10 protein-coding genes are annotated in these 13,380 nt (G+C 72.9%); 7 read left to right on the forward strand and 3 right to left on the reverse strand.

The features are described 5' to 3' along the window. Nucleotides 1-199 precede the first annotated feature (199 nt). Both ACFWIS_RS29560 and ACFWIS_RS29565 read left to right on the forward strand, forming a co-directional pair. On the forward strand, nt 200-1,651 hold the full coding sequence (locus ACFWIS_RS29560) for a protein kinase (protein ID WP_380458478.1): 1,452 nt from the start codon (nt 200-202) through the stop codon (nt 1,649-1,651). Between the two features lie 112 nt (nt 1,652-1,763). Beyond that, nucleotides 1,764-3,482, forward strand: a complete 1,719-nt coding sequence (locus ACFWIS_RS29565; RefSeq protein ID WP_380458480.1) for a protein kinase — start codon at nt 1,764-1,766, stop codon at nt 3,480-3,482. Nucleotides 3,483-3,486: 4 nt separating this feature from the next. On the opposite strand, the gene ACFWIS_RS29570 is transcribed toward ACFWIS_RS29565, so the two are convergent. Both ACFWIS_RS29570 and ACFWIS_RS29575 read right to left on the reverse strand, forming a co-directional pair. Beyond that, a complete protein-coding gene (locus tag ACFWIS_RS29570; protein ID WP_380458482.1) occupies nt 3,487-4,587 on the reverse strand; it encodes a phosphotransferase enzyme family protein in 1,101 nt (366 codons plus the stop codon). A 64-nt stretch (nt 4,588-4,651) separates the two neighbouring features. Further along, nucleotides 4,652-5,311: a response regulator gene (locus tag ACFWIS_RS29575; RefSeq protein ID WP_380458484.1), complete on the reverse strand. Its 660-nt coding sequence runs from the start codon at nt 5,309-5,311 to the stop codon at nt 4,652-4,654. Between the two features lie 426 nt (nt 5,312-5,737). Between ACFWIS_RS29575 and pdhA the strand changes: the two genes are divergently transcribed. The 3 genes from pdhA to ACFWIS_RS29590 are packed head-to-tail and all read left to right on the forward strand — an operon-like array spanning nt 5,738 to nt 9,327. Further along, entirely contained in the window at nt 5,738-6,892 is a 1,155-nt protein-coding gene (pdhA, locus tag ACFWIS_RS29580) for a pyruvate dehydrogenase (acetyl-transferring) E1 component subunit alpha (protein WP_380458486.1), read from the forward strand. Further along, entirely contained in the window at nt 6,892-7,866 is a 975-nt protein-coding gene (locus tag ACFWIS_RS29585; protein WP_380458488.1) for an alpha-ketoacid dehydrogenase subunit beta, read from the forward strand. Before pdhA ends, ACFWIS_RS29585 begins: the two co-directional genes overlap by 1 nt. A 15-nt stretch (nt 7,867-7,881) precedes the next feature. Further along, nucleotides 7,882-9,327, forward strand: coding sequence for a dihydrolipoamide acetyltransferase family protein (locus tag ACFWIS_RS29590; RefSeq protein ID WP_380458490.1), 1,446 nt, complete (start codon nt 7,882-7,884; stop codon nt 9,325-9,327). Nucleotides 9,328-9,407: 80 nt separating this feature from the next. Here ACFWIS_RS29590 and ACFWIS_RS29595 read toward each other — a convergent pair whose 3' ends face one another. After that, nucleotides 9,408-10,310: a hypothetical protein gene (locus ACFWIS_RS29595; protein WP_380458492.1), complete on the reverse strand. Its 903-nt coding sequence runs from the start codon at nt 10,308-10,310 to the stop codon at nt 9,408-9,410. A 205-nt stretch (nt 10,311-10,515) separates the two neighbouring features. On the opposite strand from ACFWIS_RS29595, the gene ACFWIS_RS29600 reads away from it, so the two are divergent. After that, nucleotides 10,516-11,748, forward strand: a complete 1,233-nt coding sequence (locus ACFWIS_RS29600) for a benzoate/H(+) symporter BenE family transporter (RefSeq protein WP_380458494.1) — start codon at nt 10,516-10,518, stop codon at nt 11,746-11,748. 158 nt (nt 11,749-11,906) lie between these two features. Next, nucleotides 11,907-13,139: a M64 family metallopeptidase gene (locus tag ACFWIS_RS29605; RefSeq protein ID WP_380458496.1), complete on the forward strand. Its 1,233-nt coding sequence runs from the start codon at nt 11,907-11,909 to the stop codon at nt 13,137-13,139. Nucleotides 13,140-13,380 lie beyond the last annotated feature (241 nt).

Consider the following 13,380-nt stretch of genomic DNA (forward strand, 5'->3'; position numbering starts at 1 on the left):
GGGCGAGGGCGGTCCGGGGGCAGGATCGGCCCTGGGCCGAGCACCGTCGGCGGAAGCCGATACCCTGACCCCTGTCGCAGGCCGGTGGAGCCGCCGCGACAGGGGTTCGCCGGGCCAGCGGGCCAGGCCCACCACGTACGGACGAGACCGAACGTCACGGTTGCGGCAGGACCACCGCGCCGAGGGGGAGCAGAGGACCATGAGCGAGCACGGCAACGCGGCGGCCGAGGGCTTCTCCCTGGGCAACGGCCGCTATGTGCTGCAGCGGCTGCTGGGCGAGGGCGGCATGGCTTCCGTGCACCTCGCGTACGACAGCGTGCTGGACCGGCAGGTGGCGCTGAAGAGCATGCACAGCGAGCTGGGCCGGGACGACTCGTTCAAGGAGCGGTTCCGCCGCGAGGCCCAGGCGGTGGCCCGGCTGGAGCACCCGAACATCGTCACGGTGTACGACAGCGGCGAGGACGTCGCCCCGGACGGCTCCAGCACGCCGTACATCGTCATGCAGCTGATCGACGGCATGGGCCTGCGCGAGTCGATCAACGAGGCGGTCGCCCAGTACGGCGCGATGCCGACCGAGGATGCCCTGCGGGTCATCGTCGGCGTCCTGAACGCGCTGGAGGCCTCGCACGACATGGGCCTGGTGCACCGCGACATCAAGCCCGGCAACGTCATGTTCGACCGCAAGGGCAACGTCAAGGTCATGGACTTCGGCATCGCCCGGGCGCTGGAGTCGGGCGTCACCTCGATGACCCAGACCGGCATGGTGGTCGGCACCCCGCAGTACCTCTCGCCGGAGCAGGCGCTCGGCAAGCCGGTCGACGCCCGCTCCGACCTGTACTCGGTCGGCGTGATGCTCTTCGAGATGCTCACCGGCCAGCTGGTCTTCGACGGCGACTCGGCCTTCTCGATCGCCTACAAGCACGTCCAGGAGGAGCCGCCGGCCCCCTCCAGCCTGAACGCCTCGCTCACCCCCGTGGTGGACGCCTTCGTGGCGCAGGCGCTGCGCAAGGACCCGGCGCACCGCTTCCAGAGCGCCGCCGCGATGCGGGACGAGGCGGAGCGGCTGATCGCCGAGCTGAAGGGCGGCGGGGCCGGGCACGCGCTGCAGGCCAGCTCCCCGCTGGTGATCAAGGAGGGGCCGCGCTCGGTGCACGCGACGCCGCAGGCGCCGCAGACCCCGCACCCGCAGTACCTCCAGCAGGGGCAGCCCCAGCCGCCGGCCCCGCAGTACCAGACGCCGCCGCCGGCCTACCAGACCCCGCACCCGCAGTACCTCCAGCAGGGGCAGCCCCAGCCGCCGACGCCGCAGTACCGGACCCCGCCGCCGGCCTACCAGACCCCGCGGCCACAGGCGCCGCACACCCCCCAGCCGCAGTTCCTTCAGCAAGGGGGGCCGCAGCAGGGCCCGCGACCGATGCCGCCGGGCCCGCAGACGATGCCGCCGTACCAGCAGCCGAAGCCCAGCAGCGGCGGCTGTTCCACGGCCTTCGTGGTGATCGCGATCATCGTCGGCGTGCTGGTGCTGGCGGGCATCATCATCGCGATCGTGGTCAACAAGGCGCAGAACAGCACCGGCGGGAAGTTCCACTCCGAGCGCCCGGCCGCGGTCGTCCTGTTGGACTCGCAGGCCGACCGGAACGGGCTGCTCTGACGGTTTCCCGCCGTTCTGCGGGTGTCACGGGTGCCCGCCGGAAGCGGTAGCGTTCGGGGATACGTAAGCGACAGGGCACCGCGATCCGAGCGAACGCCCGGGGCGAGGAGCGATGGCACAGACGCAGCAGCCGGACGACGAGGCGGGTGCCCGAGCGGTCGGACGGACCGGCGGCACGCCGAGGATCCCCGAGCCGGGCAGCGACGCCGCGACCTCCGCGCTGCCGCCGTTCGGTCGCGGCGGACCGCAGACTCCCGGTCGCGGGGTTCCGATGGGCACGGTCGGTGACGGCCGCTACCGGCTGACCCACCGGCTGGGCCGCGGCGGCATGGCCGAGGTGTTCGCCGCCGAGGACGTGCGGCTGGGCCGCACCGTCGCGGTCAAGCTGCTGCGCGGCGAGCTGGCCCAGGACGACGTCGCCCGGCTGCGCTTCACCCGCGAGGCACACGCCGTCGCGGCGCTGAACCACCACTCGATCGTCTCGGTCTACGACACCGGCGAGGAGTACCTCGGCGACGAGTCCACGCCGTACATCGTGATGGAGCTGGTCGAGGGCCGGACCGTCCGCGAGCTGCTGGCGGACGAGGAGGCGCCGCCGGTCGACCAGGCGCTGATCATCATCGCCGGGGTGCTGGAGGCGCTGGCCTACAGCCACCGCAACGGCATCGTGCACCGCGACATCAAGCCCGCCAACGTGATCATCACCAACACCGGCGCGGTCAAGGTGATGGACTTCGGCATCGCCCGGGCGCTGACCGGCGGGGCCACCACGATGACCCAGACCGGCATGGTCATGGGCACCCCGCAGTACCTGTCGCCGGAGCAGGCGCTCGGCAAGCCGGTCGACCACCGTTCCGACCTGTACGCGGCCGGCTGCATGCTCTACGAGCTGCTCACGCTGCGCCCGCCGTTCACCGGCGACACCCCGCTCTCGGTGGTCTACCAGCACGTCCAGGACCCGCCGGTGCCGCCCTCGCAGACCAACAGCCGGGTGCCGGTCGGCCTGGACCCGCTGGTGCTGCGCTCGCTCGCCAAGAACCCGGACGACCGCTTCCAGGACGCCGACGAGTTCCGCGCCCACCTCCAGCACGCGCTGCGCGAGATGCACGGTGCGGGCGGGGCCGCCTGGGCCGGCGCCGGGATGCCCGGTGACACCGGGGCCACCCAGGTGCTCCGGCCTGACCAGGCGGCGGCCACCCAGGCCTTCGGCGCGGTCGGCGCCGGCGACCGGACCTCGGTGCTGCCGTACTCGGCGGGCGGCCCGCACACCCCCGCCCCCTACCAGGGGTCCGGCGGCTCGTACGGCGGTGGCGGCGAGGACGACCACGACGACCACGGCGGCCGGCGGCGCGGGCCGTGGGGCTGGGTGGCCGGCGGGATCGCCGTGCTGGTCGCGGCCGGCGCCGGGATCGCGTTCGCGCTCAGCGGCGGCGGTGGCGGTGGCACCGACCACCAGACGACGCCCACGACGCCCGCACCGGTGGTCAGCACCACCGAGCCGACCACGCCGACCCAGAACGGCCAGCCGACCCCGCCGCCGTCGAACTCCGGCAGCCGGCGGCCGAGCCAGCCGACCGGCTCCGGCGGCTACGGCGGGACCGGCGGGACCGGCGGCGAGAACAACACGTCGCCGTCGCCGGGTACGGGCAAGCACACCCCGACCCCGACCCCCACGCCGACCGCCACCCACTCCGCGACGGCCAGTTCGTCGGCGACCGGTGGACCGACCTCGGGGACGTCGCCGACCGCGGGCGGCGGGAACACCCCCCCGCCGGTGTCGCCCTCGAAGCCGGCCGGCGGAGGCGGCACGCTGCCGCCGCCCATCAACTGACGGATCAGTTGGCGAAGGCGTCCAGGACCTGCTCGTACTCCTGGCACCACCACGCCAACTGGCCCGCCGAGGCGGGGTACAGCGGGTCGGCCCGGTGGTCGGCCCGCTGGTAGCGCCACTGCAGCATCCAGAAGTCGTTCAGCCGCTCCCACCAGACCCGGTGGACGGCGGCGGCCAGCTGCTCGGCGGTGGCGGCGCCGGCCGCCCGGTAGGCCTGTGAGTAGCGGCGGACCCGGACCAGGTCGAGGGTGCCGGTGGTGCGGTCGTTGAAGAGCAGGGTGGCGCCGCGGACGGCCTCCTCGGCGCGCGGCTGCGGGCCGAGCTTGTCCCAGTCGAGCACGCCGGTGATCCGGTCGCCGCCCGGGCCCTCGCCGTGGAGCAGGTTGAGGCCGTGGAAGTCGCCGTGGGTCCAGCCGGTGGGCGGGGCGGCGAGCGGTTCGGGGCGGCGGTGGGCGTGCTCGGCGAGCAGTTCCAGCCGTTCGTCGAGCCGTCGGACGACCAGGGCGTCGAAGTCGCCGTTGGGGCGGTGGTCGCGGGCTCGTCGCCGCAGCTCGCGGGCCAGTTCGGCGCTGTCACGGGGGTCGGCGCTGTGGTAACCGGCGGGCTGGTCGAGGGGGGCGCAGACGTCGTCGAGCGCGCCGTGCAGCCGACCGAGCAGCGCGCCGAGCGCGTCGCACCCCGACGGATCCAGCTCGGTACCGTGTCGGTGTCGGCCATCCACCCAGGGGAACAGCGCGAACAGCCGGCCGTTCAGTCCGGCCACCGTCCCGCCGCCTCCGGAGCAGCTCAACGGGGGCGCCACGGGCAGCCCCAGGGCGTGCAGGTCGGTCATCGCGCGGTGGTGGGCGAGGATCTTCGGGCGGTTGGCGGTGGCGGCGTCGACGTAGCACTTCAGGAAGTACGCGCCGGCCCCGGTGGTGACCCGGTAGCCCCGGTTGAGCAGGCCCTCGGCGACCGGTTCGACGGTGAGCGGCGGCCCCACCCGGAAGCGGGCCAGGACCTCGGCGAGTGCGCTGCGCGGTACCGGTGGACTGAGGGTCCCTATCGGCGGTGCGGAGAGGTCGGGGCGGGCCGGGGCGCAGGCGAGGGTCTGGCTGAAAGTCACGTGCAGAGGTTATGGCCCCCTGGTGGGGGCCCTTGACAAACCATCACATGTGTGAAGGGCCGTATCAGTACTGATGATCGGCCTGGTGTCGGGCCACGTACGCCGCCGCCTGGGTGCGCCGCTCCATCCCCATCTTGGCGAGCAGACTGGATACGTAGTTCTTCACCGTCTTCTCGGCCAGGTGCAACTCGTTGCCGATCTGACGGTTGGTCATCCCCTCGCCGATCAGATCGAGGATCCGCCGCTCCTGCTTGGTGAGTTGGGCCAGCCGCTCGTCCTCCTTCTCGCCGCCGTCGCGCAGCCGGGCGAGCACCCGGCTGGTGGCGACCGGGTCGAGCAGCGAGCGGCCGGCCGCGACGTCCCGGACGGCGGTGATCAGGTCGGTGCCGCGGATCGCCTTGAGGACGTAGCCGGAGGCGCCCGCCATGATCGAGTCGAACAGCGCCTCGTCGTCCGAGAAGGAGGTCAGCATCAGGCACTTGATCTCGGGCATCAGGGAGCGGATCTCCCGGCAGACCTCGACCCCGTTGCCGTCCGGGAGCCGGACGTCCAGCACCGCGACGTCGGGGTGGACCGCGGGGATCCGGGTGAGCGCCTCGGCGGCCGTGCCGGCCTCGCCGACGATCTCGATCTCGTCCTCGACCGACAGCAGGTCGTGCACGCCCCGTCGGACGACCTCGTGGTCATCGAGCAGGAAAACCCTGATATGTCCGTTATCAGTCACGCCCAAAGCCTCCCATATCACCGTACAGAAGGCCTATCGTCCTGGGTGCCGTAACGGTGCGATCCAGCCACACCCGACCGAAACCGATACCGAGAACCCCCTTACGTACGGGCGTCCGCCCGGATAACGTGCGCTGGTGTCCTGAAGGCGCTCGAATTGAGAGCTGCGTCACGCCGACCGTCACCCCCACCCTTCCGACGGCGAGCCGGGCGCGGCACCCTCGGGGTTGTAGACCCTGAACAAGTAGGACGTCCTAGCGCAAGCGCGCCAAGGGCGGACGCTGGGTAACGTTCTCGTGAGGGACGCCGTCGGAACAGGATCACCACCTGCCACGCAGTAGGTGCGCACACCCACGCGCGCCCCGCGAGGCGGTGACCGGACCGGTCACCGGCGACCCCGGGCGGCCGGACAGACCGAGGAGTGAACGTGACCGTCAAAAGCACGGCGAGGGCCCGCAAGAAGGCGGCCCCCGGCGTCCCTGACACCCTCCGCGCCACGGGGACGGACGCCCAGCCGGAGCTCGTACAGCTGCTCACGCCGGAAGGCGAGCGCGTCGAGCACCCGGACTACCCCCTCACCACCACTCCCGAGGAGCTGCGCTCCCTCTACCGCGACCTGGTGCTGGTGCGCCGGTTCGACGCCGAGGCGACCTCGCTCCAGCGCCAGGGCGAGCTGGGCCTGTGGGCCTCGCTGCTCGGCCAGGAGGCCGCGCAGGTCGGCTCCGGCCGGGCCATGCGCACCGGCGACTACGCCTTCCCCACCTACCGCGAGCACGGCGTGGCCTGGTGCCGCGACGTCGACCCGCTGAACCTGCTCGGCATGTTCCGCGGCGTGAACCACGGCGGCTGGGACCCGAACGAGAAGAACTTCCACCTCTACACCATCGTGATCGGCGCGCAGACCCTGCACGCCACCGGTTACGCGATGGGCATCACCAAGGACGGCTCCGACGACGCGGTGATCGCGTACTTCGGCGACGGCGCCTCCAGCCAGGGCGACGTCAACGAGGCCTTCACCTTCGCCTCGGTCTACAACTCCCCGGTGGTGTTCTTCTGCCAGAACAACCAGTGGGCGATCTCCGAGCCCACCACCACCCAGACCAAGATCCCGCTGTACCGCCGCGCCTCCGGCTTCGGCTTCCCGGGCGTCCGGGTCGACGGCAACGACGTGCTGGCCTGCCTCGCGGTCACCCGCTGGGCGCTCGACCACGCCCGCAGCGGCAACGGCCCGGTGCTGATCGAGGCCTTCACCTACCGGATGGGTGCCCACACCACCTCCGACGACCCGACCCGCTACCGGCTCGCCGAGGAGACCGAGGCCTGGAAGGCCAAGGACCCGATCCTGCGGCTGCGCACCCTCCTGGAGAAGGAGGGCCTGGCCGACGACGAGTTCTTCGCCGCCGTCGACGCCGAGAGCGAGCAGCTGGGGCTGCGGGTGCGCGAGGGCGTGCGCAGCATGCCGGACCCGGACCCGACGCTGATCTTCGACCACGTGTACAGCGAGCCGCACGCACTGGTCGATGAGGAACGGGCCGAATACGTCGAGTACGCGGCCTCCTTCGAGGCGGGGGAGAACCACTGATGGCCGGTCAGCTGAGCATCGCGAAGGCGCTCAACGAGGCGCTGCGCAAGTCGCTGGAGAACGACCCGAAGACCGTCCTGATGGGCGAGGACATCGGCAAGCTCGGCGGCGTCTTCCGGATCACCGACGGTCTGCAGAAGGACTTCGGCGAGGGCCGGGTGATCGACACCCCGCTGGCCGAGTCCGGCATCATGGGCACCGCGATCGGCCTCGCGCTGCGCGGCTACCGCCCGGTGGTGGAGATCCAGTTCGACGGTTTCGTCTACCCGGCCTTCGACCAGATCGTCTCCCAGCTGGCCAAGATGCACGCCCGTGCGCTGGGCCACGTCAAGATGCCGGTCACCGTCCGCATCCCCTACGCGGGTGGCATCGGCGCGGTCGAGCACCACAGCGAGTCGCACGAGGCGTACTTCGCGCACACCGCCGGTCTGCGGGTGGTCACCCCGTCCAACGCGCACGACGCGCACTGGATGCTGCGGCAGGCCATCGAGTCCGACGACCCGGTCATCTTCCTCGAGCCCAAGCGGCGTTACTGGGACAAGGGCGAGGTCGGCGCCGCCGCCGACCTGGGGCTGCACGACGCCCGGATCGTCCGCCCCGGCACCGACGCGACGCTGATCGCGTACGGCCCGATGGTCAAGGTCTGCCTGGAGGCCGCCGCGGCCGCCGCGGAGGACGGCCGCCGGCTGGAGGTCGTCGACCTGCGCTCGCTCTCCCCGGTGGACTTCACCACCCTGGAGGAGTCGGTCAAGCGCACCGGGCGGGCCGTCGTGGTGCACGAGGCCCCGGTCTTCCTGGGCATGGGCGCCGAGTTGGCCGCCCGGCTCACCGAGCGGTGCTTCTACCACCTGGAGGCACCGGTCCTGCGGGTCGGCGGCTACTACGCGCCGTACCCGCCGTCCCGGGTCGAGGAGTCCTTCCTGCCCGACCTGGACCGCGTGCTCGACGCCGTCGACCGCGCGCTCGCGTACTGATACCGGGGAGCGAAGATGACCACCGAAGTTCGCTCGCTCCGCGAGTTCAAGATGCCGGATGTGGGCGAGGGCCTCACCGAGGCCGAGATCCTCAGCTGGTACGTCAAGCCGGGTGACACCGTCACCGACGGGCAGGTCGTCTGCGAGGTGGAGACCGCCAAGGCGGCGGTGGAGCTGCCGATCCCGTTCAACGGGGTCGTCGAGCAGCTCTTCTTCCCCGAGGGCGCCACGGTCGACGTCGGCACCGTGATCATCACGGTGGCGGTCGCCGGGGAGGCGGGGGCCGCTCCGGCCGCTGCCGCTGCCGCTGCCGCCGTGTCCGCGCCCGCCGCCGCGGCGCCGGCCGCCGAGGCCGAGCCGGAGCGCCGGGAGGTGCTGGTCGGGTACGGCCCGCGCACCGGCTCCGCCCAGCGTCGGGCCCGGCGGACCACCGCCAAGACCGTCTCCGCGGCGAAGCCGGCTCCGGTCGCGGCCCCGGCTCCGGTCGCTGCGGCCCCGGTCGTTCCGGCCGCGGCCGCGCCGGTGGCCGAAGTGCCTGTCGGCGAGCGGCCGTTGGCCAAGCCGCCGGTGCGCAAGCTGGCCAAGGACCTGGGCATCGACCTGCGGGCCGTCACCCCGACCGGCCGGGACGGCGTGATCACCCGCGAGGACGTGCACGCCCAGGCCGCGGCCCAGGCCGCTGCGGCGGCTCCGGCCGTCGAGTCGGCCGTGGTCGAGGCGGCCGAGGCCGTGGTGGCGCCGGTTCCGGTGTCCGTCGCGGGCGACGTCCGGGTGCCGATCAAGGGCGTCCGCAAGGCGACCGCGCAGGCGATGGTGGCCTCGGCCTTCACCGCCCCGCACGTCACCGAGTTCGTCCAGGTCGACGTGACCCGCACCATGAAGTTCGTCCGCAAGCTCAAGGAGAGCGGCGAACTGGGCCGGGACGTCCGGGTCAGCCCGCTGCTGCTGGTCGCCAAGGCGCTGCTGGTGGCGATCAAGCGGCACCCGGAGATCAACGCCCAGTGGGACGAGGCGGCCCAGGAGATCGTGGTCAAGGGCCAGGTCAACCTCGGCATCGCCGCGGCCACCCCGCGCGGTCTGATCGTTCCGAACATCAAGGACGCCGGCTCCAAGACCCTTGCGGGCCTGGCCGTTTCGCTCGGCGAGCTGGTCGAGACCGCCCGGCAGGGCAAGACCTCGCCGGCCGACATGCAGGGCGGCACGGTCACCATCACCAACGTCGGCGTCTTCGGCGTCGACACCGGCACCCCGATCCTCAACCCGGGCGAGGCGGCCATCCTGGCCTTCGGCGCGGTCCGGGAGCTGCCGTGGGTGCACAAGGGCAAGGTGGTCCCGCGACAGGTGACCACGCTCGCGCTCTCCTTCGACCACCGCCTGGTGGACGGGGAGCTGGGCTCCCGGGTGCTGGCCGACTTGGCCGGGCTGCTGGAGTTCCCGAAGCGCCTGATCACCTGGGGCTGACGCCCCCGGAGACGAGACGAAGGGGCCCTGCTCCGCACCGCCGTGCGGAGCAGGGCCCCTTCGCCGTACCCGCCCGTCGACTACCGCCGGTGGCGGAGTCGGCGGACGGTGAGCAGGACGCCGGCCCCCAGCGCGAGCAGCGCGGCGGCGGAGGTGGCGAGGAAGGTGTTGGTCTCGGCGGCGCCGGTGTGGGCCAGCTCGGCGGTGCCGGCCGGCGCGCTGGTCGCCGGGGCGGCGGTGGGCTGGGCAGCGGGGGCGGCGGTCTTGTCGGCAGCGGGGGCGGCGGTCTTGTCGGCAGCGGGCGCGGCGGGCTTGGCCGGTGCGGGCTCGGCGGCCGGGGTCTGCCGGTCGGTCTTGGGGTGGGTGACCTTCACGGTGCGGTTGCCCCAGTACTCCAGCGTGGCCTTGTCGGTCTCGGCGTCCGTGACCAGCGTCAGCGCGTTCAGGTCCTTCGGTGAGTCGGGGGAGAGCGAGACCCGGAACAGGAAGTCGGCGGCCCGGCCGTTGGTCAGCGGCTGCGCCAGCGAGGCGGTGTCGGCGTCGAGCCCGATGCAGCCCGCGTTGAGCTTGAGCGGCTTCCAGGCGCCCTGCCGCATGACCTCGACCCGCACGTCCTTGGCGCGCAGCGGGGTGCCCCGCCCGGCGGCCGACAGGCCGAAGCCCGGCGTGGCCTTGGCGACGTCGGTCCCGGTGAAGTTGGTCATCCCCACCCCGATCTCGGTCCAACTGCCGTCGGTGGAAATGCTGTTGGCGAGGGGGTCGCGGAAGTCCGCGTTCGGGACGGTCGGCTGCCTGGTAGTGGGGTCGACCACCGGGGAGGTGCCGAACCGCGCGTCGCCGCAGGCCCAGGCGGTGTCGGTGGCGAGGAGCTGGACGCCGCCCGCGAGGACGGTGGTGGCGGCCAGGAGGGCGATGCGGCGGCGGCCGGAGAAGGAGAAGGCGCGGTCGTTCTTCGCAAAACGGGTGATAACGGACGTGCGCATGACGTGACTCCCCAGGGTCATGGGTCTGACGGTGTGTTGGGTGAAGACGACCGGCTCCGCTCCTCGTGAGCGGAAGCGCCCCCCGGCTCCGCCGGTCTCGCTCTCCGTGCCTTCACCCGTACAGACGCGCGTCCTCCGCAGGGGTTGCAGCTGGATCGAAAAGTTTTTTCGGGAGTCTTCGGCCGGGCTTCGGGATACTGCCGGAATGACGGATGAGCTGACGATTCGACCGGAGAAGACGGCGGCCGGGAGCGACGAACGCCGGTCGCTGCGGCGGGACGTGTCGGCGCCGGCGCTGCTGGCGGGGCTGGTCTGCGTGGTGGTGTCGTTCTCCGGACCGCTGGTGGTGGTGCTCGCGGCGGCCGCCGCCGGCCGGCTGGACCAGGCGCACACGGCGTCCTGGATCTGGGCGGTGGCGATCGGCAGCGGGGTGAGCGGCTTCGCGCTGAGCTGGTGGACCCGGACGCCGGTGATCACCGCCTGGTCCACCCCGGGCGCCGCGCTGCTGGTGACCAGCCTGGGCGACTACCCGTACCGGGAGGCGGTCGGGGCGTTCCTCGTGAGCGCGGCGGTGGTGACGCTGTTCGGGGTGACCGGCTGGTTCGGCCGGCTGATCGCGGCGGTGCCGGTGGGGATCGTGAACGCGATGCTGGCGGGCATCCTGTTCTCCTTCGGCGCCGGGATCTTCGGCGCGGTGCACGGTGCGCCGGTGCTGGTGGTGGGCAGCTTCGCGGCCTTCCTGCTGGCCAAGCGGTTCGCGCCGCGGTACGCGGTGCCGGTGGCGCTGGTGGTCGGCGGGGTGCTGGCGGCGCTGACCGTGGGGCTGCCGCTGCACCTGGGCTCGGGCGGGCCGACCGCACCGGTGCTGACGGTGCCGGCGTTCTCCTGGTCGGCGCTGGTGGGGCTGACGCTGCCGCTCGGCATCGTCACGCTGGCCTCGCAGAACGCGCCCGGGCTCGGGGTGATGCGGGCCTTCGGCTACCGGGCGGACGACCGGCTGCTGATCGGCTCGACCGGCGCGGTGTCGATGCTGCTGGCGCCGTTCGGCTCGCCGGGGGTGAACCTGGCGGCGATCACGGCGGCGATCTGCTCGGGCCCGGAGGCCCATCCGGACCCGCGCCGACGGTACGTCGCGGGGATGTCCTCGGGGGTGCTGTACGTGGTGGTGGGCAGCTTCGGCGGGCTGCTGGTCAGCCTGTTCACCGGGCTGCCGAAGGAGCTGATCGCGGTGATCGCCGGGGTCGCGCTGCTGGCCTCGTTGCAGGGCAGCCTGACGGCGGCGGTGGCCGAGGAGCGGGGGCGGGACGCGGCGGTGGTGACCTTCCTGGCGAGCGCCTCGGGGATGAGCCTGTTCGGCATCGGTTCGGCGTTCTGGGGGCTGCTCTTCGGGCTCGGGACGCACCTGGTGCTGGAGCTGGGGAGGCGGCCCCGGACGTGAGGCGCCGGGATTGATTGGTATCTCTGGCAGGGCAGGGATCGTTCGGCCAGGTCGGTGACATTTTCTTCGGCCGGTGGGGGCGACACGCCGGTCCGGGTACGTCTCCGCTCCACCACCCGGGCGACACCGGGTGACCGGAGCCCCGAGGACGCACCCGTATGCCTGCTGGCAACCCTGGCCGTCTCGTCCGGAGTCTGGCCGCCCTCGTACTGGTGTCCACCGCCGTACTCCCCGCCGCCCTGGAACTCGTCGGCCCCTCGCCGTTCGGCGTGATCGGAGCCGGCACCCCCGCCGACCGGGCGCTGCCGCCGCACACCGTGCTCCGCGCCGACCAGCGGCTGCCCGCGGCCGCCCCGACCTTCGACATACGCCGCACCGGGGACCCGGCCAACCGGATCACCCTGGTGCTGCTCGGCGACGGCTACACGACGGACGAACAGGAGGCCTTCCGGCAGCAGGCCGACAAGGCCTGGCGCGCGCTGATGGACGTCGAGCCCTTCCGCACCTACCAGGGGTTCTTCAACATACGGCGGGTCGAGGTGGTCTCCCCGGTCTCCGGGATAGCCGAGACCGAGGGCCGCGGCCGCCACCCCGCCACCCCGCTGGGCATGCACTTCTGGTGCGAGGGCACCGCCCGGCTGCTCTGTGCCGACGAGGGCGCCACCGCCCGCTACGCCGGGGACAGCGCCGGACCGCAGTACCTGATAGCGCTGGCCAACTCGGTCGAGTACGGCGGCGCGGGGGGCACCGGGGTGACCACCCTGGCCGGGGGCAGTCCGGACGCCGGGCGGATCATCCAGCACGAGATCGGGCACACCGTGGGGGACCTCGGGGACGAGTACGACAGCGCCCCGGACGACGCCGACTACCCGAACCTCTCCACCCTCAACGCCGACGACATGCGCAAGAAGCAGACCAAGTGGTGGCGCTGGCTGGGCGCGGTGTCGCCGGACGGCGCCGGCACCGTCGGGGCGTACCGCAGCGCCAACGGTCTCTACCGGCCCACTCCCGACTCGGTGATGCGCACCCTCGGCAGCGCCTACAACCTGCCCTCCCGGGAGGCGATCATCGAGGAGCTGTACCGCAAGGTCCGCCCCACCGACGCCCCCTCGCCGCCGCCCGGCGAGGTCACCGGGCGCCCTCGGCTGGACGTCCGGCCGCTGCCGCTGACCGGCGCCCGGCAGCTCCAGGTGGACTGGAAGGTGGACGGCGCCCCGGCCGCCCCGCAGGCCGTGGACGGCGGCCGGCTGGACACCGCCCTGCTGGACCTGCCCCCGGGCCGGACGGTGACCGTGACCGCGACCGTCCGGGACTCCACGGACTGGGTGCGGGACGAGGCCTTCCGGGACCGCTACATGACCCGGTCGGTGTCCTGGACGGTCACCGGCTGAGCGTCGCCGGCGCGGGTCCGTCGGCCAGGGCCGGCTGAAGGCCGCCGGCGGCCTTCAGCCGCCAGCCTTCAGCTGGCGGCTGCCGGCTGGCGGCTGCCGGCTGGGGACAGCCGGGGGCCGGGGGCCGGAGTCCGCGAGGTCACACCCCCCGTTACCTTCTTCGTGGCCCTGAAACGGGGCTCCTGGCCTCCGGGTCCGGCATGACTGTTGCCCCCTGTCGATCGCATGACCTGGGGGGTGG

The sequence above is a fragment of the Kitasatospora sp. NPDC127060 genome (assembly GCF_042724935.1).
Lineage (GTDB): Bacteria > Actinomycetota > Actinomycetes > Streptomycetales > Streptomycetaceae > Kitasatospora.

What these genes read in the sequence shown, in the direction of transcription:
- ACFWIS_RS29560 (WP_380458478.1), top strand. Translation starts at nt 200, where the DNA reads ATGAGCGAGCACGGCAACGCGGCGGCCGAGGGCTTCTCCCTGGGCAAC.
- ACFWIS_RS29565 (WP_380458480.1), top strand. Translation starts at nt 1,764, where the DNA reads ATGGCACAGACGCAGCAGCCGGACGACGAGGCGGGTGCCCGAGCGGTC.
- ACFWIS_RS29585 (WP_380458488.1), top strand. Translation starts at nt 6,892, where the DNA reads ATGGCCGGTCAGCTGAGCATCGCGAAGGCGCTCAACGAGGCGCTGCGC.
- ACFWIS_RS29590 (WP_380458490.1), top strand. Translation starts at nt 7,882, where the DNA reads ATGACCACCGAAGTTCGCTCGCTCCGCGAGTTCAAGATGCCGGATGTG.
- ACFWIS_RS29595 (WP_380458492.1), bottom strand. Translation starts at nt 10,310, where the DNA reads ATGCGCACGTCCGTTATCACCCGTTTTGCGAAGAACGACCGCGCCTTC.
- ACFWIS_RS29600 (WP_380458494.1), top strand. Translation starts at nt 10,516, where the DNA reads ATGACGGATGAGCTGACGATTCGACCGGAGAAGACGGCGGCCGGGAGC.
- ACFWIS_RS29605 (WP_380458496.1), top strand. Translation starts at nt 11,907, where the DNA reads ATGCCTGCTGGCAACCCTGGCCGTCTCGTCCGGAGTCTGGCCGCCCTC.